The sequence below is a fragment of the Chryseobacterium sp. AC417 genome (genome assembly GCF_979258215.1).
The window spans coordinates 2,794,231-2,814,188 of the sequence record NZ_OZ409845.1; the positions used below are offsets into that span (position 1 = coordinate 2,794,231).

General features: G+C 33.8%; 18 protein-coding genes, 3 tRNA genes and 1 pseudogene. 8 read left to right on the forward strand and 14 right to left on the reverse strand.

The features are described from left to right. Nucleotides 1–24 precede the first annotated feature (24 nt). Complete coding sequence (locus ACZZ9T_RS13365; RefSeq protein WP_463442493.1) at nucleotides 25–759, forward strand: class I SAM-dependent methyltransferase; 735 nt, start codon at nucleotides 25–27, stop codon at nucleotides 757–759. Between the two features lie 157 nt (nucleotides 760–916). Continuing rightward, nucleotides 917–1,060, forward strand: coding sequence for a T9SS type B sorting domain-containing protein (locus tag ACZZ9T_RS13370; RefSeq protein WP_463442494.1), 144 nt, complete (start codon nucleotides 917–919; stop codon nucleotides 1,058–1,060). 35 nt (nucleotides 1,061–1,095) lie between these two features. Here the strand turns inward: ACZZ9T_RS13370 and ACZZ9T_RS13375 are convergent, their stop codons facing one another. The 6 genes and pseudogenes from ACZZ9T_RS13375 to recQ form a co-directional block, all read right to left on the reverse strand. After that, nucleotides 1,096–1,920: a CvfB family protein gene (locus tag ACZZ9T_RS13375; protein ID WP_463442495.1), complete on the reverse strand. Its 825-nt coding sequence runs from the start codon at nucleotides 1,918–1,920 to the stop codon at nucleotides 1,096–1,098. A gap of 236 nt (nucleotides 1,921–2,156) precedes the next feature. Continuing rightward, a complete protein-coding gene (gene lpdA, locus ACZZ9T_RS13380; RefSeq protein WP_463442496.1) occupies nucleotides 2,157–3,560 on the reverse strand; it encodes a dihydrolipoyl dehydrogenase in 1,404 nt (467 codons plus the stop codon). 170 nt (nucleotides 3,561–3,730) lie between these two features. After that, nucleotides 3,731–4,069: a hypothetical protein gene (locus ACZZ9T_RS13385; RefSeq protein ID WP_463442497.1), complete on the reverse strand. Its 339-nt coding sequence runs from the start codon at nucleotides 4,067–4,069 to the stop codon at nucleotides 3,731–3,733. A 15-nt stretch (nucleotides 4,070–4,084) separates the two neighbouring features. Then, a complete protein-coding gene (locus tag ACZZ9T_RS13390) occupies nucleotides 4,085–4,435 on the reverse strand; it encodes a hypothetical protein (RefSeq protein WP_463442498.1) in 351 nt (116 codons plus the stop codon). Nucleotides 4,436–4,513: 78 nt separating this feature from the next. Then, nucleotides 4,514–5,600, reverse strand: a pseudogene (locus ACZZ9T_RS13395) (glycosyltransferase). A 46-nt stretch (nucleotides 5,601–5,646) separates the two neighbouring features. Beyond that, nucleotides 5,647–7,851, reverse strand: a complete 2,205-nt coding sequence (gene recQ / locus ACZZ9T_RS13400; protein WP_463442499.1) for a DNA helicase RecQ — start codon at nucleotides 7,849–7,851, stop codon at nucleotides 5,647–5,649. A 158-nt stretch (nucleotides 7,852–8,009) separates the two neighbouring features. Between recQ and ACZZ9T_RS13405 the strand changes: the two genes are divergently transcribed. The 4 genes from ACZZ9T_RS13405 to ACZZ9T_RS13420 all read left to right on the forward strand — a co-directional run bounded on the left by ACZZ9T_RS13405 (nucleotide 8,010) and on the right by ACZZ9T_RS13420 (nucleotide 13,770). Further along, nucleotides 8,010–8,969 (forward strand): KpsF/GutQ family sugar-phosphate isomerase, encoded by a 960-nt coding sequence (locus tag ACZZ9T_RS13405; protein WP_463442500.1) that lies wholly within the window; start codon nucleotides 8,010–8,012, stop codon nucleotides 8,967–8,969. A gap of 154 nt (nucleotides 8,970–9,123) precedes the next feature. Continuing rightward, on the forward strand, nucleotides 9,124–9,951 hold the full coding sequence (tatC, locus tag ACZZ9T_RS13410) for a twin-arginine translocase subunit TatC (RefSeq protein WP_463442501.1): 828 nt from the start codon (nucleotides 9,124–9,126) through the stop codon (nucleotides 9,949–9,951). Between the two features lie 192 nt (nucleotides 9,952–10,143). Further along, nucleotides 10,144–11,775, forward strand: a complete 1,632-nt coding sequence (locus ACZZ9T_RS13415) for a M1 family metallopeptidase (RefSeq protein ID WP_463442502.1) — start codon at nucleotides 10,144–10,146, stop codon at nucleotides 11,773–11,775. 138 nt (nucleotides 11,776–11,913) lie between these two features. After that, nucleotides 11,914–13,770 carry a M61 family metallopeptidase gene (locus ACZZ9T_RS13420; protein WP_463442503.1) on the forward strand — a complete coding sequence of 619 codons (1,857 nt, stop codon included), beginning with the start codon at nucleotides 11,914–11,916 and terminating at the stop codon, nucleotides 13,768–13,770. 107 nt (nucleotides 13,771–13,877) lie between these two features. Here ACZZ9T_RS13420 and ACZZ9T_RS13425 read toward each other — a convergent pair whose 3' ends face one another. The 5 genes from ACZZ9T_RS13425 to ACZZ9T_RS13445 are packed head-to-tail and all read right to left on the reverse strand — an operon-like array spanning nucleotide 13,878 to nucleotide 17,960. Next, complete coding sequence (locus ACZZ9T_RS13425; RefSeq protein ID WP_463442504.1) at nucleotides 13,878–14,333, reverse strand: hypothetical protein; 456 nt, start codon at nucleotides 14,331–14,333, stop codon at nucleotides 13,878–13,880. After that, on the reverse strand, nucleotides 14,272–14,775 hold the full coding sequence (locus tag ACZZ9T_RS13430; protein WP_463442505.1) for a GLPGLI family protein: 504 nt from the start codon (nucleotides 14,773–14,775) through the stop codon (nucleotides 14,272–14,274). The genes ACZZ9T_RS13425 and ACZZ9T_RS13430 overlap by 62 nt, the downstream gene beginning before the upstream one ends. Before the next feature lies 1 nt (nucleotide 14,776). Next, on the reverse strand, nucleotides 14,777–15,601 hold the full coding sequence (locus ACZZ9T_RS13435; RefSeq protein WP_463442506.1) for a GLPGLI family protein: 825 nt from the start codon (nucleotides 15,599–15,601) through the stop codon (nucleotides 14,777–14,779). Between the two features lie 33 nt (nucleotides 15,602–15,634). Then, the gene (locus ACZZ9T_RS13440) at nucleotides 15,635–17,593 is read right to left on the reverse strand and encodes a M56 family metallopeptidase (protein ID WP_463442507.1); all 1,959 of its coding nucleotides are present in this window, start codon (nucleotides 17,591–17,593) and stop codon (nucleotides 15,635–15,637) included. Between the two features lies 1 nt (nucleotide 17,594). Then, nucleotides 17,595–17,960, reverse strand: a complete 366-nt coding sequence (locus ACZZ9T_RS13445; protein WP_463442508.1) for a BlaI/MecI/CopY family transcriptional regulator — start codon at nucleotides 17,958–17,960, stop codon at nucleotides 17,595–17,597. Between the two features lie 319 nt (nucleotides 17,961–18,279). Between ACZZ9T_RS13445 and ACZZ9T_RS13450 the strand changes: the two genes are divergently transcribed. Next, nucleotides 18,280–18,849 (forward strand): hypothetical protein, encoded by a 570-nt coding sequence (locus tag ACZZ9T_RS13450; RefSeq protein WP_463432948.1) that lies wholly within the window; start codon nucleotides 18,280–18,282, stop codon nucleotides 18,847–18,849. An 88-nt stretch (nucleotides 18,850–18,937) separates the two neighbouring features. Here the strand turns inward: ACZZ9T_RS13450 and ACZZ9T_RS13455 are convergent. The 3 genes from ACZZ9T_RS13455 to ACZZ9T_RS13465 all read right to left on the reverse strand — a co-directional run bounded on the left by ACZZ9T_RS13455 (nucleotide 18,938) and on the right by ACZZ9T_RS13465 (nucleotide 19,236). Next, nucleotides 18,938–19,013: transfer RNA gene (locus tag ACZZ9T_RS13455), tRNA-Met, on the reverse strand. Between the two features lie 39 nt (nucleotides 19,014–19,052). Beyond that, nucleotides 19,053–19,125 (reverse strand) — tRNA-Met (locus tag ACZZ9T_RS13460). A gap of 38 nt (nucleotides 19,126–19,163) precedes the next feature. Next, a tRNA-Met gene (locus ACZZ9T_RS13465) sits at nucleotides 19,164–19,236 on the reverse strand. A 100-nt stretch (nucleotides 19,237–19,336) separates the two neighbouring features. Between ACZZ9T_RS13465 and ACZZ9T_RS13470 the strand changes: the two genes are divergently transcribed. Then, nucleotides 19,337–19,948, forward strand: a complete 612-nt coding sequence (locus tag ACZZ9T_RS13470) for an L-threonylcarbamoyladenylate synthase (RefSeq protein ID WP_463432950.1) — start codon at nucleotides 19,337–19,339, stop codon at nucleotides 19,946–19,948. Nucleotides 19,949–19,958: the final 10 nt, after the last annotated feature.

Consider the following 19,958-nt stretch of genomic DNA (forward strand, 5'->3'; position numbering starts at 1 on the left):
CATTAAAAATAAAAATTCTAACATATGAAAATAACTAAACTTGTTATCCTTTTCAATTATCAAAAAATATTGCTAGGGATTTGTGTTGCAGTATTTTTATTAATTGCTTCAACTCAAACAAGTTCTACAACTTTTAGTCTTTTGCTGAAAATTTTAAGTGCATTAATACTAATAAATATAATTGCTTCAATTTTAGCTTCGTACATTCTTTACGATAAGTCGGATTTGTACACGTTAAATAATTTAAGAGGGACTTTAGATTTTGAAAAAATCGAGAATGTAGTTTTAATTCATGCAAGTTTTGACCCATTGTCTAGACAATTAGAAGATGAATATCCAAATTTGAATTTAAGTGTTTGTGATATTTTTGAGAACAGACACGAACAAGACAGAGGAATTATAACATCTAAGAAAGTATTTCCACCAAATCCAAAAGAAATTAAGATAATTCCAAGCGAATTACCCTTTGAAGATAAATCTCAAGATGCAATCCTTGCAATTACAGCTCTTCATGAAATTTTAGGCCATAAAGAAAGAGTTTTATTTTTTAAAGAAGCAAAAAGAATTGTGAAAAAGGGCGGTTTAATAATAGTTTCAGAACAATTTAGAGATATTACCAATTTTATTTTTTTCAATATTGGAGCATTTCATTTTTTAAGCCAAAAGAAATGGGAAAAAGCAATTTTTGATGCAGGTTTGAAAATTGTTAAAAATGAAGAAATTACACCGTTTGCAAATATGTTAATTGTAAAAGAATAAACAGATAACAAAAAAGTTTGGGAGATTACCTATTTAATTACTCAGGGAAAAGAAGATAAAAACAGAGCAAGTGATTTTGGATGGAAAAACAGGTCAAGTTTTGAAAAAGCTACAAGGGACTTATACAGGGACTTAGATATTCATAATCTATTTTACTATGAAAATTTTAATTAAGAAACTATTTGAATGGGACGGAAAATACAACTCTGCTCCACTCGCCACAGGAAATTATTGGTATACGATAAAAGTTTCAGATGGAAGGGTTTATAATGGCTGGCTATTGATCAAAAACAGGAACTAAAAATAAAAGAGCAGAAATTTCTGCTCTTTTTTATTTTATACCAATCTTATCTTATCATCCAAAATATCAATGATTTTATCTTTGTACAAACCACCGAGTGCTTTTTTGAAATTCTTTTTACTCATCTGGAGTTCATCTTTGATTTCTTCAGGAGAAGATTTGTCTGATAAATGAAGTAAGCCAAAATTTTCTTCTAGTTTGTTAAGAATTTTTTGTCTGAACTCATCAATATTTTCAAAACCTTCCGGCTGAAGCGAAACATCTATTTTCCCGTCTTCCCGGATGGCTTTGATAAATCCTTCCTCTTCAGAAAGTGGATATAATTTTTTGTAAACATCTGAAACATAGATCAGCCCGATATACTTTTTGTTGATCACCACATTCCACCCCAATTCACTTTCATTCATCATGATCAATTCTACTTTATCACCTTTTTTAAGCGGTAAATCTTCGTATTGTGGGTTTCTTTTAAATTTCGTAGTTCCTGTAATCAATCCCAAATCTTCATCTACATAAAGATTAACCAAATATCTTTTGCCTTCAAGGATTTTTGATTTCTGCTGTTTGTACGGAATAAAAAGATCTTTAATAATTCCCCAATCCATAAACGCTCCACTTGGAAGACTTTGCACACAGCTCATCACAGCAAATTCACCTACTTCTGCCAAAGGAGTTTCTGTAGTCGCTTTCAGTTTGTGGTCATCCTGATAAACAAAAACTTCTATTTCGTCACCCAATTCTTTTTCTTCATGAATGAAAACTTTAGACAAAAAAGCGGTTTCGCCGGTTTCTGATTCAAGCATCCATCCTGAACTATTTTTTTCTGAAATTTTTAAAGTCTGGGTTTTTCCGAGTTGCATGTAATGATAAATTTAATGGGCAAAGGTACGCAAATTAGTTGGAGAGTTTCAGGATTTGGAGGGTTGGAGTTTTATAATAAGTTACCTGAAGATGAGATTAGCTTTTCCTTTCTTTAATAATATCTGGATTTTGAAAGCTTTTGAGGAATTTTTAAAACAACCATTTCATCGATAATCTGGTTTTTTTTACAAAAAAAGAGAGACAAAAGCCTCTCTTCTATATTAAGTTGATGGTCTTACATATGCAATGCTCTCTTTCCTGTAGCATCCAAAGCAGCTTCTTTTATGGCTTCTGCGTAAGTTGGGTGAGCATGAGAACTTCTTGCGATATCTTCTGCACTTGCACGGAATTCCATAGCAATCACACCTTCAGCAATTAAATCTGCTGCTCTTGCACCAATCATGTGGAAACCTAGAACCTCATCTGTTTTTTCATCAGCGATAATTTTTACAAGACCGTCAATGTCACCACTTGCACGGCTTCTTCCTAATGCTCTCATAGGGAAAGTTCCGATTTTGTAAGCTACACCTTCGTCTTTTAACTGCTCTTCAGTTTTACCAACTCCTGCAACTTCAGGCCAGGTATAAACTACTCCAGGAATTAAGTTATAATTGATGTGAGGTTTTTGTCCGGCTAAAGTTTCAGCAACGAAAACGCCTTCTTCTTCAGCTTTATGAGCCAGCATTGCACCTTTGATTACATCACCGATTGCATAAATGTTTGCAACGTTAGTTTGTAAGTGGTCATTTGTTTTCACTCGTCCTCTTTCGTCAAGCTCTACACCTGCTTTCTCCAATCCAAGTCCGTCAGTAAAAGGTCTTCTTCCTACAGAAACCAAACAGTAATCACCTTCTACCGTAACTTCTTCTCCTTTTTTGTCTTTTGCCGTAATTTTTACAGTGTCTCCATTTCTTTCAACTGCCGAAACTGCTGTAGAAAGCATGAACTTCATCCCTTGCTTTTTAAGAACCTTAGTCAATTCTTTGCTTAAAGCTCCATCCATGGTAGGAATAATTTTATCCATAAATTCAACCACAGTAACCTGAGCTCCTAATCTTAGATAAACTGAGCCCAATTCCAGACCAATCACTCCACCACCGATGACCACTAAATGCTTAGGAATTTCTTTTAAATTCAAAGCTTCTGTAGAAGTGATCACTCTTTCTTTATCTAAAGTGATAAAAGGCAGAGATGAAGGTTTAGAACCTGTCGCAATGATTGTATATTTAGAATCGATCGTTTCTGTAGAACCGTCGTTTTTAGTTACTTTAACCTGAGTAGCAGATTCAAAGCTTCCAAGACCTTCAAAAACAGTGATCTTGTTTTTGTCCATCAAAAAGTTGATTCCTTTTGTTGTCTGATCTACCACTTCATTTTTTCTCGCAATCATTCTTGCGATATCTGCTTTTGGCTCATTAATGATAATTCCGTGGTTTTCAAAATTGTGTTTTGCGTTTTCGAAATGCTCAGAACTGTCAAGAAGCGCTTTTGAAGGAATACATCCAACGTTAAGACAAGTTCCGCCTAAAGTTGAATATTTTTCAATAATTGCTGTTTTGAAACCTAATTGCGCAGCGCGAATTGCAGCTACATAACCTCCAGGACCAGAACCTATTACGGTAACATCGAATTGACTCATTTTATTTTTATAATTTATTATTAGCTATTCTTAGAGCATTACAAATTTAATGATTAATTACCACTTGAGAAAGTGAGTTTTATCAAGTTTTTGAGAGCGGAATGTTGGGTGATGGATGATGGAAGTTTGTTGCTAATCGCATTTAAACTTACCTATCATTCAACATAATTTTATTTGTTTGCATTGATCCAAATAATAACAGCTAGAAAAATCAAACCGAATCCTAATCTTCCACCTATTATTATGAGTCCTATACCTACACAAAGCAATACTGTACCTAATATATATAAAACGAGACTTTTAACAGACCGGTATTTGTTTTGCTTTTTTAGAATTTTCTGCTTTTCGGCATTAATCTCCCTCATCACTTCTTCAACATCCTCTTGATTATAGCCTTCTTGAATAATTAATCTGCAAATAAATTTTTCATTATAATTTCCCGCAACGTAGCTGTTATATTTTTTATATATTTCCCTTTTTAATGATTCTTTTGTTAATTCGTCACTCATTTTTTAATATCAATTTTAGATATCTGTTAACAGCTTCCCTTTGCCAAAGACTTCTTTGTTTCCAAAAAATTCTCCTCCGCAAATATACCATTCAAGATTTTCAAGATAATCTGCTGCGTTTTCAGGTTTCATTCCTGCAACTTCTTTTTTTACAATAATTCCTTTAAACCATCTGTTTAAGTTTTGAGAATTTTCAGATTCAACAGAATATTTCAACCATATTCTCTGACAAAGTCTGCATTGAATTATGCTTACTTCTGCATTTCGGTTATCTGTAGAATCGGTTCCTATTTTTGAAGTTCTATAGTCTGAGGAACTTTGGGAAGGTTGTTCGCAGCCACATCCTAACTTTGGGATTTTTTTCATGAATGAAAATTGGTTTTAAAAGAATTTAAGGCTCAAATGTAAGGAAATATAAGCTATTTTTTAATGAAGGAAAAATGATTATCTCTTCATCAAATCCAACAAAATCTTTTCATATCTGTCTAAAATAATCTCTTTTGAAAATCTTGATTTAATAGAATTGATAATCCATTCTTCATCATAATTCTGTAATAAAAGTGTTTTGATTTTCTGAGCAAAATCTTCATGATTTTCAATATTTCCGATTTCTCCGTTGATGTCATTCTGAATGATTTCATTGATTCCTCCCGGACAATTATTGGCTAAAGAATACGTTCCGCACGCTCCGGCTTCAAGCAGAACGTTTGGAAATCCTTCGTATCTTGAAGAAAGAATAAACAGATCTGCATATTTTAAAAACTGATAAGGATTGTCTTGTCTTCCATGAAAAACTACATTTTTCAAGCCTAAAAAATCTTTCATCTGATGAAGAATTTCTTTGTCTCTGCCGTCTCCTAAAATATGAAGGATAATTTTTTCGTTTTTTAATTCTGGAAAAAACTTTCAGTAAATTATCAAATCCTTTTCTTGCAGATAAATTACCGATTGCAACCACGTTTTTGTAGTTGTATTTAAAGCAGTCCGGTTTTCGGGCAAAAAGTAATTTTTCATCAATAAATTCAAAGTCAACAGGATTATTGATTTTAATAATTTTTGACCGGTCAATTTTAAAATTTGTAACCAGATCATTCATCATATCATCGCTTTGTGCAATAATCTGCTGGTAATTATTATAAAAATTATAGAAAAATTTAATTTCTTTTTTTGTAACGTGCTGTGAAACTACATTCGTTTCTCTTGCAATGAATTTAACCTTCGGAAAAAGCTTAATAAACATTGATAAATAGGCATTAACTTCTCCAAATCCGGAAAATACGATATCCGGTTTTCTTCTGTAAATTTCTTTTAAAATAGGCTTCAGAGAATGTCTTATTCTTTCAGTATTAATGTCTATAATTTCTATATCATCTTTCAATACATTGAGATAACCGCCTTGTTTGCGCAAAAGCAAAATCTTAGGCTCAAACCGATCACGGGAAAGATGATTTGCAATGGTGGTAATGATTCTTTCTGCACCTCCGGTTTCTAAATCCGGCAGAATAAACATGACAGAAATTTTCTTTTTCATGAGTAAAAAAATGCTAATCTATTCCTTCAGCACTAATAATTATTTTTTAATTGGCAACATCACTGATGAACTTAATTCTCAGCATTCTCACTTCTTCGTCTGAAAGTTCGTCTCCAAACTCATCAAGCAGAACTTTCATGCTGTCGCTTTCAGATTCGGTCATAAATTCCATGAACTCATCAACCATATCTTCATCAAAATTTTCTTCAATATAATAATCGATATTCAGCTTGGTGCCTTGGTAAACAATACGTTCCATTTCTTTTAACAAATCGTTCATTGACAAGTTTTTGGCTCTTGCAATATCTTCAAGATCAATTTTTTTGTCGGTGCTTTGAATAATGAAAACCTTATGGCTGGATTTATTCGCCACATTTTTCAGCACCATATCCTGAGTACGTTCTATATGATTGTCATCAACATATTTTGAAATAAAATCTGCGAATTCTTTGCCATATTTTTTAGCCTTTCCTTCTCCGACTCCATAGATTTTTGCAATTTCTTCAACGGTGATCGGATATTGGACGGTCATATCCTCCAAACTCGGATCCATAAAAACCGTATAAGGGGGAATTCCGTATTTTTTGGCTACTTTTTTTCTTAATTCTTTAAGCTGACCAAACAAATTCTGATCTAAACATCCGCTTGCCTGCATCTGAACCTGATCGCTGTCTGCTTTGGTTTGTGATAAATCAAATTCTCGGTCTTCGGCAATTAAAAAAGACTCTTTAAATTTACCGTTGATCATCTCATGACCTTTTGGAGAAATTTTTAAAACGCCGTACGTCTCAATATCTTTCAGTAAAAAATTTTGTACCGTTGCCTGTCTTAGGATCGTTTTCCAGTAATTGTCTTTCTCATGTTTTCCAAAACCGAAAAATGAAGTCTGCTCAAGTTTATAAGACTTTGTAACTGCATTTTCTTTTCCTGCAATAACGGAAATAAGATCTTTAGATTTGAATTTTTCTTTTGTTTCATTAATAAGCTCAAGCACTTTTTCCAGATCTTTTGTTGCATCTTTCAGCTTCGGCGGGTTCGATGCATTGTCGCACATATTGGCTCCTTCACCCGTGACAGGGTCAAAAATTTCACCAAAATAATATAAAATATATTGTCTGCGGCTCATTGAAGTTTCGGCATAACCCACGACTTCATTTAATAGCTGTAATCCTATTTCTCTTTCTGATACAGGCTTCTGAGCTAAGAATTTTTCTAATTTTTCAATATCTTTCGGGTCATAAAATGCGAGACAGTGACCTTCTCCTCCATCACGACCTGCACGACCGGTCTCCTGGTAATAACTTTCCAGAGATTTGGGAAAATCGTAGTGAATGACAAAACGAACGTCCGGCTTATCAATTCCCATTCCAAAAGCAATAGTGGCAACAATAACATCCGCTTCTTCCATCAGAAATTTATCCTGATTGGTTACTCTCACTTTCTGATCTAAACCAGCGTGATAAGGAAGTGCGTTAACGCCATTTACCTGTAAAAGCTGGGAAAACTCTTCCACTTTTCTTCTGCTGAGACAATAAACGATACCAGATTTTCCTTTGTGCTTGTTGATAAACTTTACAATTTCTTTGTCTACATTCACTTTTGGACGGACTTCATAATATAAATTGGCTCTGTTAAAACTTTCTTTAAAAACCAAAGCATCCGTCATCCCAAGAGTTTTCTGAATATCATCCTGAACTTTCGGTGTTGCCGTTGCTGTAAGAGCAATAACCGGAACATCTGCAATCTTGTCGATAATTGATTTTAAGTTTCTGTATTCCGGTCTGAAATCATGACCCCATTCGGAAATACAATGCGCCTCGTCAATCGCAACAAATGAAATTTTCACTTCTCTGAAAAATTCAAGATAATCTTCCTTTATCAGAGATTCCGGAGCTACATAGAGAAGTTTTGTTTTTCCGCTTTTTATATCGTCAAATACCTGTTTGGTTTGAGTTTTGTTTAGAGATGAATTAAGAACATGGGCTACCCCGTTTTCAGATGAAAGACCGTTGACGGCATCTACCTGATTTTTCATTAAAGCAATCAATGGGGAAACCACAATAGCAGTTCCTTCTGAAATAAGGGCGGGAAGTTGGTAACACAAAGATTTTCCGCCTCCGGTAGGCATCAAGACAAATATGTCTTTCCCTTCTAACAGTTCTTGTATAATAAGCTCCTGCTGACCTTTAAAAGTAGAAAACCCGAAGTATTTCTTTAACTCGCCTGATAAATTGGCTTTTTTTGCGCTCATCTAATTTTGTATTGCTAAATTTGCATCCTACCCAAAGTTATAACAATTTTACTGAAAATAAAAGTAAACCGTTTTATAAAAAATAAAACCCGCATTAAAGATTCTTAAATAATGCAGTTTCACTTTGGAATATTTTAGATATAAATTATACCGGAAAAATGGAGTTATCAAACATTATTTCAATCGCTAAGAGTACGCTAGCCATAGAAATTGCTGAATTAGAAAAACTAAAAAACAGAATCGATGATGACTTTGTAAAGGCAGTAGAAATCATCAATTCTGCAAAAGGAAAATTAATTGTCGTAGGAATCGGAAAATCTGCTCATGTCGGAAATAAAATCGTTGCTACGTTAAATTCCACAGGAACCCCTTCTCAATTTTTACACGCTTCAGAAGCAATCCATGGTGATTTGGGAGTTATTCAGAAACAAGATGTTGTATTGTGTATTTCCAATTCAGGAAATTCTCCTGAAATTATTAATTTGGTTGCCTATCTTAAAGATTACTCTTCCGCTCTAATAGGAATGACCGGAAACAGGAAAAGCAAACTGGCAGAATATTCTGATGTGATTCTGGATACTCATGTAGACTTAGAGGCTTGTCCTAATAAATTGGCTCCAACAAGTTCTACCACTTTACAAATGGCATTGGGTGATGCTTTAGCGATTTGTCTAATGGAGTTAAATGATTTTAGAGAAAATGATTTTGCAAAATTTCATCCCGGTGGAAGTTTAGGGAAAAATTTAACGGCGAGAGTTGAGCAGTTTGTTTCGTCCCAAAAACCACAGGTTTCTGAAGAATCTTCAATAAGAGATGTCATCATTTCTATCAGCGCATCAAGCCATGGAATTACGGTTGTCACAAATCAAGAAAAAATTCTTGGTGTGATTACAGACGGCGATTTGAGAAGAATGTTATTGAACGGTGACGACATTTCTAAAGTTCTGGCTAAAGATATCATGTCCGGAAATCCTAAAACTATCGAAAAAGATTCTTTGGCAAAAGAAGCCATGAAAATTTTAAAAGACAATAATATCGGGCAATTGATCGTCACTGAACACGGTCAGTATTTCGGTATTATTGATATTCATAAATTATTAGATGAGGGAATTAACTAAGGGATTCTGAAATTGAGAGAAGTAAGATATTTTTGTAGCAATTTTTAATTTAGATTAATAATTTAATTAACTTTAAGTTTGATGCTAAACTTCGCTTTTCAGCTTCCAACTCCCCGCTTTTTTTCTTACATTTGAAACCATTAAAAAAAAATCTGTGAGTGAAGGTAAAGAAATGTCCTTTTTTGGGCATATTGGTGAACTGAGAGGTCATCTTATCCGTTCAATTATTGCTATCATTATTGCTGCTTTTGTAGTTGGATTCAATATCAACTGGATCATGGATCACGTTTTCTTCGGACCAACAAGAAATGATTTCCCCACTTTTAAAGCGGTTAATCACTTTTCGAGAATGATTTTGGGTGAAGACAGCATTACTTTGCCAGCAGAATTTCCTGTGCGTGTGCAGAGATTGTATCAGCAATTTAATGTGATGATGGCAGTTTCCATTTTTGGCGGTTTGGTGATTGGTTTTCCTTACATTGTTTGGGAGTTATGGCGTTTCATCGGTCCGGCTCTGCATCCTAACGAAAGAAAAAATTCTATATTCATCATCAATTCAGTATGGATTCTGTTTATAATGGGAGTTTTGTGCGGTTACTTTTTGATATTGCCGTTCGCCGTTAATTTTGGAGTTATTTTCAAAATTTCTGACATTATTATACCGCTTTACGATTTAAGTGATTATACTACTTTATTTCTACAGGTAGTTTTGGGAATGGGAGTTGTATTTTTATTTCCGGTACTTATTTATTTTCTTACAACAATCGGAATTCTGAATCCTGCTTTCATGAAAAAATACCGCAGACACGCCATTGTTTTGATTATGGTGGTTGCAGCAATTATTACTCCAGCCGATGTTTTAAGTATGATGATGGCAGCTTTACCTTTGTTGTTCCTTTACGAAGTAAGTATTTTGATGTGCGGTTATACATTTAAAAAAGTACAGAAAAGAGAAGCTAAATTGCCTGTTGTACCGAAATAAATTAAGGTTAAGAGCAAAATAAAACAATCATAAAAGCGGCGGGAAAATCGAAGATTTTCCCGCCGCTTTTTTCTTTAAAATTGTAAAAAAAATACCCTAAAATCTATTTTAAATTACATTTTTCGCACACTTTTTCATACAATTCATATTAATTTTATATTTTTGGTAACATCAAATTTCACATAGTATATTATGAAAAGAATTTCATGTTCGATATTGTTGATATCCGGATTAGCTTTCGGACAATTTTTTGAAAAAAATAAATCGTTCACCAGACAAGATACCTTAAAAGGTTCTAATACCGAATTCCGAAATTTTTGGGATGTAAAAAAATATGAATTGTCTGTTGAACCCAATTTCGAACAAAAAAGCATTCAGGGAAATAATAAAATCAGTTTTGAAATTCTGAAAGACATTACAAACCCTGTTTTTCAGATTGACCTTCAAAATCCTATGAAAGCTGATAAAATTGAATGCAGTTTTCCAACAAAAAATAATTTTAAAAGAGACGGCGATTTTATATTTGTAACCGCTAATAAAACATTTAAAAAAGGAGAAAAATATACCATCGACATTTCATATTCCGGAAATCCTGTGATTGCAAAAAATGCACCTTGGGATGGCGGTTGGGTTTTCACTAAAGACGAAAAAGGAAATCCCTGGATGAGCGTTGCAGATGAAGGGATTGGCGCATCTGTTTGGCTTCCCACAAAGGATATCTGGATTGATGAACCGGAAAGCGGAATTGTGATGAAAATTATTACTCCATCAGATTTAGTGGGTATCGGGAACGGAAAGTTAATTGATAAAAAAACGGAAAACGGAAAAAATATTTTCACATGGGAGGTAAAAAACCCTATCAATGCCTATTCTATCATCCCAAATATCGGGAAATATATAAATTTTAAAGATTCTTATAATGGAGAAAAAGGAAAACTGGAGCTTGATTATTGGGTGCTTGATTATAATTTAAATAAAGCAAAAAAACAATTCCAGCAAGTAAAACCAATGCTTAAAGCCTTTGAATACTGGTTCGGACCGTATCCTTTTTACGAAGATTCTTATAAACTGGTTGATTCCCCTTATTTAGGAATGGAACATCAGAGTAATATTGCCTACGGAAATCAATACGTGAACGGATATTTGGGAAATGATCTCTCAGGAACCGGAGTTGGATTAAACTGGGATTACATTATCATTCACGAAAGTGGTCACGAATGGTTTGCCAACAATATCACAGCAAAAGACAAAGCGGATATGTGGATTCATGAGAGTTTTACGATGTATTCTGAAGTGCTTTTTACCGAAAATTACATGGATAAAAAATCTGCAGATATGTATGCTCAGGGAATTCAGAATAATATTGAAAATGATATTCCAATTATTGGAAAATATGGCGTGAGAAATGAAGGCAGCGGCGATATGTATCCGAAAGGTGCAAGCATGATTCACACAATGCGCCAAGTTATTAATGATGATGTGAAATTCAGACAGATTTTAAGAGGCTTAAATAAAGATTTTTATCATCAAACCGTTACTACCGAACAGATTGAGAAATACATTTCTGAGAAATCAGGAATTGATTTTTCAACAGTTTTTAATCAATATCTGAGAACCATAAACGTTCCGGTTTTAGAATATTCTCAGAATGGAACTGAATTGAAATACCGTTTTGCAAACGTAGTTAAAAACCTAAATCTTCCTGTTAAATTTAATAATGAGACGATTTCTCCGACCGAATCTTGGCAGAAAACTACTTTGAAAAACGGAACTCCTGTTGAGTTTAATAAAAACTATTACATTCGATATAAAAAAGTTCAATAATTATAATTAAGACAAAACTTCTGGATAGTTTTGTCTTTTTATTTTCAAAATTAATTGCATATCAATTTTTAATTAATTTTTAATGAATCTGTAACAAAAGCAAATTTCCATCAACTACTTATCTATAAAATAAACCTAATGAAAAAAACAGCACTTAGCTTAGGAATTCTTGCCGCAGCTTTTGTAAATGCACAGTCGATCAAAACTAATATCGACCTTGTGAATGTAAAAGACGATAAAGTAGCCGTAACCCTGGAATTTCCGAAAATGAAATCGGGAGATGTGAAATTTCACTTTCCGAAAACCGTTCCGGGAACATATTCTGTGGATGATTACGGAAGATTCATTGAAGGAATCAAGTTTTTAGACAACAAAGGAAAAGAATTGGCCTTCACAAAAGTCGGTGACAATACTTATTCTCTAAAAAATGCGCAGGCTTTAACTAAAGTCTCGTATTTGGTGAATGACAGTTTCGATGAAGAAAATGAAACAGGAAAACACAAAGCAGTATTTTCACCTTCAGGAACAGATATTGAGCAAGGCAAACTGTACTTAATCAATACTCACGGTTTCGTAGGATACATCGATAATATGCAGGATGTTCCTTATCAGTTGGTTATTCAAAAACCAAACGATTTCTACGGAACAACAGCTTTGGTAGATCAGGATAAATCTGAGTCAACAGATACGTTCACTTTAGCCAACTATGCTAAACTGACAGATTCTCCGCTTATGTATTCAAAACCTGATTATATCACTTTCAACGCTGGCGGAATGGACCTGGTTTTGGGAGTTTATTCTCCGACAGGAAAATACAAAGCTGCAGATTTTAAGGAAAATTTAGAAAAAATGGTAGTTGCTCAGAAAAAATTCCTGGGCGATATGAATACCAATAAAAAATACGCCATCATGCTTTATCTTGGTGGAACTGAAGGTCCTCAGATCAAAGGTTTCGGCGCTTTGGAACATCATGAATCTACGAGCGTTGTGCTTCATGAGATGATGCCCAAAGAAGCGATTGATGAAGCGATTGTGGATGTAGTTTCTCACGAATTTTTCCATACAGTAAATCCTTTGAAAACGCATTCTGAAGAAATACATTATTTCGATTATGCTAATCCTAAAATGTCTCAGCATCTTTGGATGTATGAAGGCGGAACGGAATATTTTGCCAATTTATTCCAGATTCAGGAAGGTCTGATCACTAAAGATCAGTTTCTGCAGCGAATGAGTGACAAAATCAAAAACTCAAAAAGCTACAATGACACGATGCCATTTACGGTAATGAGTAAAAATATTCTCCTGGATGAGTACAAAGATCAGTACAGAAACGTTTATGAAAAAGGAACTCTTTTGACGATGTGTCTTGATATTGAATTAAGAAAACTGTCAAACGGCGAAATGGGTTACCGTGATATGATCAGAAAACTTTCTCAAAGATTTGGAGAAAACAAGCCTTTCAAAGATGACAAATTAATCGATGAGCTGGTAACGATTACAGGATTTCCTCAGGTGAAAGATTTTTACAACAAATACATTGCAGGAAGCCAGCCAACACCTTACGCAGAATATCTGAACATGGCTGGTGTAGAGATCAACAAGCAGGAAACGCCGCCAATTTTCTGGATGATAAAAGATCCTAACCAGACAGGATATAATGATAAAAACAATACTTTTGTGTTTGACGAAAGCTCAGCTCTGTCACCATTCGCTAAAAGTATCGGATTTAAAATTACTGATGAGGTAGTTGCTTTGGATGGTAAAACTATTAATATTCAAAACGTACAAGAATTTATCAATTATTCTAAAACCATCAAAGACGGACAAAACGTTACAGTAACGGTCCTGAGAAAAAATGGTGATAAAACTGACAAGATAGATCTTAAAGGAAAAGCGATTTTAGATAAAATGACGATTGAAACGCTTCAATTTAAGGCCAATCCTACACCAACTGAACTGAAACTTCAAAGCCAATGGCTAACAGGTAAAAAGTAAAATTAAAAATGCGGGGAAAAATTTTCCCCGCATTTTTTTGAATGTATCGTAAAATTTCATCAAAATGAATTTTCACAAACCTGAAAGATGTAATTTTAATTAAATTTTTATTTATACAAATCCGGCTCGATGGGGTTGTTGTTCTTTTTAAATCCTTCTTTTGTTTTTTTCTCCATTTCTCTGAAAACCTGATTGGGATCTGAAATTTCCTTTCCGTCCGCAGTTCTTGTTCTGAAAGTAACTTTGTTTGACTCTGAGTTTTTCATCATCATTTCACGCATATTTTTTGTGGGATCATTCACGTAAGATTTCCAGACCTTTTTAAATTGGTTTTTGTTCACTTCGATATCTTTTCCTCCCATTCCGTAAATCTGGATTCCCTGTGGAAGTTCGGTTTCTTTTTCAGATAAAATCTGAATTGTTTTATTACCGACCAAAGTCATAGAATGAGAACCCGTTTTATCTTCTAATTTTACAATTAAACCCGGAAGTCCGTAGAATTTATACGGTCCGTCCTGAAACGGAAGAATCTGTAGAAAACCAGGCCGTCCATTCTCTTCCACCGAAACTTGTTGTAGCTTTTTGAGCGTTGTATTCTCCGATTTTTTGCTTCTCCTGAAGAATTTTCCATTCCGGTTTCTGATCTTCAGAAATTTTGTAATTATCTGTAGAAACCCGAGTGAAAAGATAGGTTTTAAAATCAGGATATTGTTTGGTTACTTTATAAGAAACCTGCCCGCTTTTCTCAGTCCTGTTGATACTAATGTTGCCTGAGCTTGATTTAAGCTGCTTTTCTAAATCTGCTTTTGAGGTAGAATCTGAAACAAATTTATCATGACTGTAATAACTGGAACCATTTTTATCAATATCCAAAAGCATCATTTCTTTGATCACTTTTGCTTTATCTGTAGAATCCGGGATGAATTTATATTCGTAGAAAAAACGGTTTTGTGCAGAAGCTCCAAGTCCTGCTACTAATAGAAAGGAAAGAAATATTTTTTTCATGCTATTTATTATTATTGATTTCTATTTTGTTATTGTCTTTTTTCATTTTAGCTTTTATGCGTTCTTCCTGATCTTTCATGTGATTGTTTTGTCCGTCGATCATTTTCATCACGATCCCACCCATTTGAATCTGCTTAAGACCTTTTGTGGGATCATTTTCATACTCTTTCAACAACCTGTTGTATTGTTTTAAACTGACTGATATTTCTTGAGCATCAAAGACATCTTCAGGAATAGCATTCATATTTTTAATTCCCTGTAAAGTAAAAGTATGAGATTTTGTTTTGTCCTCCAGTTTTACTATTAAGCCGGGAAGTCCGTGAAATTTATACGGACCGTCCTGAATGGGTATGTCAGTGGTAAACCATGCAACCCAACGCCTACCACCAAAATCGGCTTCTGCTTTTTGTGTAGACCATTCACCGATCTTCTGTTTTTTAGAAGATATTTTCCAGACAAACGGTCTTTCTTCTGCAACTTTATATTTGTCTGCTAAAATTCTGGAATGCAGATCAACTTCATACTTAGGATATTTTTTTGTAACCGAATATTTAACCAGACCTTTTTGCATATCAGATCTAATATTGATCGCACCCGTAGCAGCAAGTTGCTTATCTAAATCTACTTTCATCACAGAATCTGAATGATAAACGGTGTAGCTGTAAAATTTTGATCCAAATTCTGTAACATCCAGATTCATCATTTCGTTTTTCATATCAGAAATATTCGTAGAATCGGGAATAAATTGATAGTCATAGGTAAAACGTTTATTCTGCGCTTGAATAGAAATTGCAGATAAAAGAAAAGCCAGGATGAATATTTTCATTTTGTTTAGATATGATCTTTTTAGAAATGCTTTCTAGTCTTTTGTTTTGATGTGAATTTCCCCAGCTTCTTTCCCATCAGAATTTGATTTGTTAACATTTATTGATGCTATTTCGTTCGGATTCAGATCATTCATATCATTTTTAGAAGCAGATTTACCGTTGATGTAGATCTTTGTATTTTCATTAAAATCGGTCTTAACAAGATTTTTAAAAGCGTCTTTTTGATAACTTTTGGCAATTGCAATAGCATTTTTATTACTTTTATCACTATTCCTATAAGTTCTTGTACCTATAATTTTAACATCGGGTTTCGCATGAGCATCAACTGAAATGATCCACGGATTTCCCTGCACTTTGATCTGCTCTTTTGTAATTTCCGCCTTCTTTCTTGCAATTTCTGCTTGTTTTCTGGTAAGTTCAGCTTTTTCTTTAGCTAATTTTTCAAGTTTACGAATTTCTTTTTTAGAAAGTTTTGAAGTATCTTTTAAGAAAGATTCAATTTCAACCTTTGGAAAATTACTATCTGCAAGCATGTCTTTTCCATTGAGATACAATTGATTGATTTTGCTTAATTCTTTCAAGTCAGTATTTTTAAATTTTTCCTTTAAAGCTTTTATTTTTTCTTCGCTCATTCCGGAATTATTTCTAAACTCTTTTGAATCGAATAATTTTTCAATATCCTTATTATTATTCATTCTGATTTTATATTGATCCCCATCAGGAAAAAATCTTCTCAGCTCCAGGTTTTCTAATTTTATTTTAGGATGATCAGAAAGGATATTAGATCTCAAATTTTCAAGACTTTCAAAATCGAGATGGTATGCCAGATCTTTATCGACAATTTTATCCATTTCACCTGAAAGTTGCTTCAGTTCTTTGGCTTTTAATTCAAACTCGTAGCTTTTATCACCTTTTTCCTGAGCAATTTTTTTCAGCTCTTCAGCTTTTTCCTTTGACTTTTCACTTAAAGTTTTTAGTTTTTCAGATTGAATCTTCAACTTTTCGTTAGCTTTCAAAATTTTAGCCTCCTGTCTTTCCACAATCTGATCAATATTATTTTTAGGACTGATGGTATCTTTTTTAATCTCAGAAACTGCGTTGGCAATTTCAATATTGGTTTCTGCAATCTCTTTGTTTTTCGCATTCACCATATAGGCGAAAGCAACAGTAAATAAAACCGGTAATGCAAAAATTCTACGCATATATCCGAATTTGGTTTGTGGTTTTTGTAACATTTTGAGTCGTTTTTTGAGGTTTGAACTTAGAAACGGACTGGTTGCAGGCAACTGGTTTCCGGAAAAGTGGCTTGCTAAAAGCATCTGCGCAAATGCTTTTGTGTCCGATTGTTTGACGGCTTTTTTATCAGCCAGATATTCGTGAATTAAATTGATTTCTTTCTTGATGATATGAAAAAAAGGATTAAACCAAAAAACAGAGGTAATGATCTCAATAAGAATCTTATCATATGAGTGTTTTTGCTCGATATGAACCATTTCATGCTTTAAAATCTGTTTTCCGATATCAGAATTGATGATGATAGAATTCTTCCAGAAAAGGTTTCTGAAATAAGAGAAAGGAGCTTCTGAAAGATCGGTCTGGTAAAAATTAACACCTTCAAAACTTTCCTTTTGAAACTGTCTTTTCAACTGATTGATTTTAAAAATTCCGTAGATTAATTTTCCTAAAAAATAGAAAGAAACCAATCCCAAAGCTGAAAAAATAACTCTAAAATAAATGTAGTCATTGTGTATGTTTTTATCTGTATTTAAATTCTGAAATTTATTAATAAGCAAATAGATATCATTGCTCACCTCTATTGTAAAATATTCTATACTGATGAGTGGCAGCAAAATTGAAATCAACATCGCAGCCAGAAGATAAAATCTGTTGTAATGATGAAATGTCTTGTCCTTTAAAGACAACTGATAATACAAAAACATTACACCCGAACAGAGGATTACTTTTCCGAAATATAAAATCAGTGCTTCCATATCAGTCTTTATTTTTGAGTTCGTTTAATAGCATTTCAAGATCTTCAACCGTCATCTCATTTTTTTCCACCAAAAAAGAAACGGCGCTTTTGTAAGAACCTTTAAAGTAGTTTTTCACCAGGCTTTTCATCGTCTTGCCAGAATATTGCTCTTTAGAAACCAAAGGAAAATATTCGTGCTGTCTTCCATATAAAGTATAATCAACAAATTCTTTATCCTTCAAAACTTTTAAAATCGTAGAAACTGTATTGGTGTGAGGTTTCGGTTCCTGAAAAAGGTCAAGCACATCTTTTAGAAAACCTTTTTCTAGTTTCCATAAATACTGCATCACCTGTTCTTCTGCTTTTGTTAGATTTTGAATCTTCATATTTTTCTATTCATTATTTTATCAGCAATCCTTATATCACTAATAAATTAGTTATACAAATGTAGAAATTAAATTCACACTAACAACTAATTTTTTAGTGATAAATTATAAATACCTATAACAAATTGATTATCAACACAATAAATTTCATTAAAATATGTAAGATTATCAAAAATCTGTGTTTTATGTATCATTAACTTATATGACTTACCTTTAAAGTTGTAAAATCCATAAAACTTGTTAAAATTTATTAAATAAAATTAAATCTACTTGCTTAAACTGAGAAAATATATTTATTTTAGTGCTTTAAAAATTTCTCATGAAAAGATATAATCTACTACCTGTTTTATTATTGTTTATTTTTGGCTTAACATCAGCTCAGATGTCATCAGTTTTCGGCTCAGTTACCGAGGCAAAATCTAAAATTGAAGCTACGGTTCCTATCGTATTAGAGCACTTGAAAAAAGTAAGTGACGCACAAGGAAATACGACGGTTTTAGATAACGGAAAAGTTGCTCTTAGAAACGAGTACAACAAAGTATCTCAGGAATTTGATCTTTATAAAGGAAATATGGCAAGCTGTGTTTTGGGCAAATCTAAAAAAGCAACAAAATGCATGAATTATCATACGTTATACTTCCGAAATACATTGGGCATTTATGAAAATTACATCACCTATGTTACTAAAAAAAATGGATACTTAGGAGTGGCTGATGACAGCGTAAAATTAGATTTTAAACCTACAGAGATTGCAACCAAAATCGACAAAGATTTCATGGGAGCTGTAGGTGCTGTAAAAAAGATGAAAGGAAACAACAAATCTACTTATTTCGATCAGTTAAAATCTGATGAGTATAAGCTTCAAAGTTTTGACACTTTAGTAAAATAATTAAAAAATCCCGTTTCTGTCAGAAGCGGGATTTTTTTGTTTAAAATTTTAGACAAAAAAAAGAGAACTACTTTCGTAATTCTCCTGTTGGTAGCGGGAACCGGACTCGAACCGATGACCTCCGGGTTATGAGCCCGACGAGCTACCTACTGCTCTATCCCGCGGTGTATTTTTAGAGTGCTTACCGAAAGCACTTACCTTAGTAGCGGGAACCGGACTCGAACCGATGACCTCCGGGTTATGAGCCCGACGAGCTACCTACTGCTCTATCCCGCGGTGTATTTTTAGAGTGCTTACCGAAAGCACTAACTTAGTAGCGGGAACCGGACTCGAACCGATGACCTCCGGGTTATGAGCCCGACGAGCTACCTACTGCTCTATCCCGCGATATTGGATTGCAAATATACGAATATATTTTAATATTGCAAGTTTTTCTTTTAAATACGGTACTTTCAGAAAATAATTTAAATATTTGTATCTTTGTTTTATGGCAAAAATACTGAAAATTTACCCCGATAATCCACAGGAAAACCTTATCAATGAGGTTATTAAAACCCTGAATAATGGCGGACTGATCATTTATCCGTCTGATACTGTATACGCATTGGGCTGCAATATTTTCGATATTAAAGCGATGGAAAAACTCGCCCAGATCAAAAAACTCAAACTTGAGAAATCAAAATTTTCAATTATATGTAACGACCTAAGCCATCTTTCGGATTTTACAAGACCCATTGACACATCTGTTTTCCGATTCCTAAAAAGCCATCTTCCTGGTCCGTTTACATTTATACTTGAAGCCAATAAAGGCTTACCTTTAGCATACAAAAATCATAAAACAATCGGAATTCGTGTACCGGATCATCCCATTCCGCAATTGATTGTTGAAAAATTGGGACACCCTATCGCATCCACATCAATAAAAGATGATGACGAAATCATCGAATATTCTACAGACCCTGAATTGATTGCTGAAAAATATGATCATTTGGTTGATATCGTCATTGATTCCGGCTATGGTGATAATATTGCTTCTACAATCGTTGACTTGACATCAGGCGAGCCGGAAATCATAAGACAGGGGAAAGGAGAAATTTAGAAGTATTTTA

What these genes read in the sequence shown, in the direction of transcription:
- ACZZ9T_RS13375 (WP_463442495.1), bottom strand. Translation starts at nt 1,920, where the DNA reads ATGCAACTCGGAAAAACCCAGACTTTAAAAATTTCAGAAAAAAATAGT.
- recQ (WP_463442499.1), bottom strand. Translation starts at nt 7,851, where the DNA reads ATGAGCGCAAAAAAAGCCAATTTATCAGGCGAGTTAAAGAAATACTTC.
- ACZZ9T_RS13405 (WP_463442500.1), top strand. Translation starts at nt 8,010, where the DNA reads ATGGAGTTATCAAACATTATTTCAATCGCTAAGAGTACGCTAGCCATA.
- ACZZ9T_RS13450 (WP_463432948.1), top strand. Translation starts at nt 18,280, where the DNA reads ATGAAAAGATATAATCTACTACCTGTTTTATTATTGTTTATTTTTGGC.
- ACZZ9T_RS13435 (WP_463442506.1), bottom strand. Translation starts at nt 15,601, where the DNA reads ATGAAAATATTCATCCTGGCTTTTCTTTTATCTGCAATTTCTATTCAA.
- ACZZ9T_RS13365 (WP_463442493.1), top strand. Translation starts at nt 25, where the DNA reads ATGAAAATAACTAAACTTGTTATCCTTTTCAATTATCAAAAAATATTG.
- ACZZ9T_RS13420 (WP_463442503.1), top strand. Translation starts at nt 11,914, where the DNA reads ATGAAAAAAACAGCACTTAGCTTAGGAATTCTTGCCGCAGCTTTTGTA.
- ACZZ9T_RS13415 (WP_463442502.1), top strand. Translation starts at nt 10,144, where the DNA reads ATGAAAAGAATTTCATGTTCGATATTGTTGATATCCGGATTAGCTTTC.
- lpdA (WP_463442496.1), bottom strand. Translation starts at nt 3,560, where the DNA reads ATGAGTCAATTCGATGTTACCGTAATAGGTTCTGGTCCTGGAGGTTAT.
- ACZZ9T_RS13370 (WP_463442494.1), top strand. Translation starts at nt 917, where the DNA reads ATGAAAATTTTAATTAAGAAACTATTTGAATGGGACGGAAAATACAAC.
- ACZZ9T_RS13430 (WP_463442505.1), bottom strand. Translation starts at nt 14,775, where the DNA reads ATGAAAAAAATATTTCTTTCCTTTCTATTAGTAGCAGGACTTGGAGCT.
- ACZZ9T_RS13390 (WP_463442498.1), bottom strand. Translation starts at nt 4,435, where the DNA reads ATGAAAAAAATCCCAAAGTTAGGATGTGGCTGCGAACAACCTTCCCAA.
- ACZZ9T_RS13445 (WP_463442508.1), bottom strand. Translation starts at nt 17,960, where the DNA reads ATGAAGATTCAAAATCTAACAAAAGCAGAAGAACAGGTGATGCAGTAT.
- ACZZ9T_RS13440 (WP_463442507.1), bottom strand. Translation starts at nt 17,593, where the DNA reads ATGGAAGCACTGATTTTATATTTCGGAAAAGTAATCCTCTGTTCGGGT.
- ACZZ9T_RS13470 (WP_463432950.1), top strand. Translation starts at nt 19,337, where the DNA reads ATGGCAAAAATACTGAAAATTTACCCCGATAATCCACAGGAAAACCTT.
- ACZZ9T_RS13385 (WP_463442497.1), bottom strand. Translation starts at nt 4,069, where the DNA reads ATGAGTGACGAATTAACAAAAGAATCATTAAAAAGGGAAATATATAAA.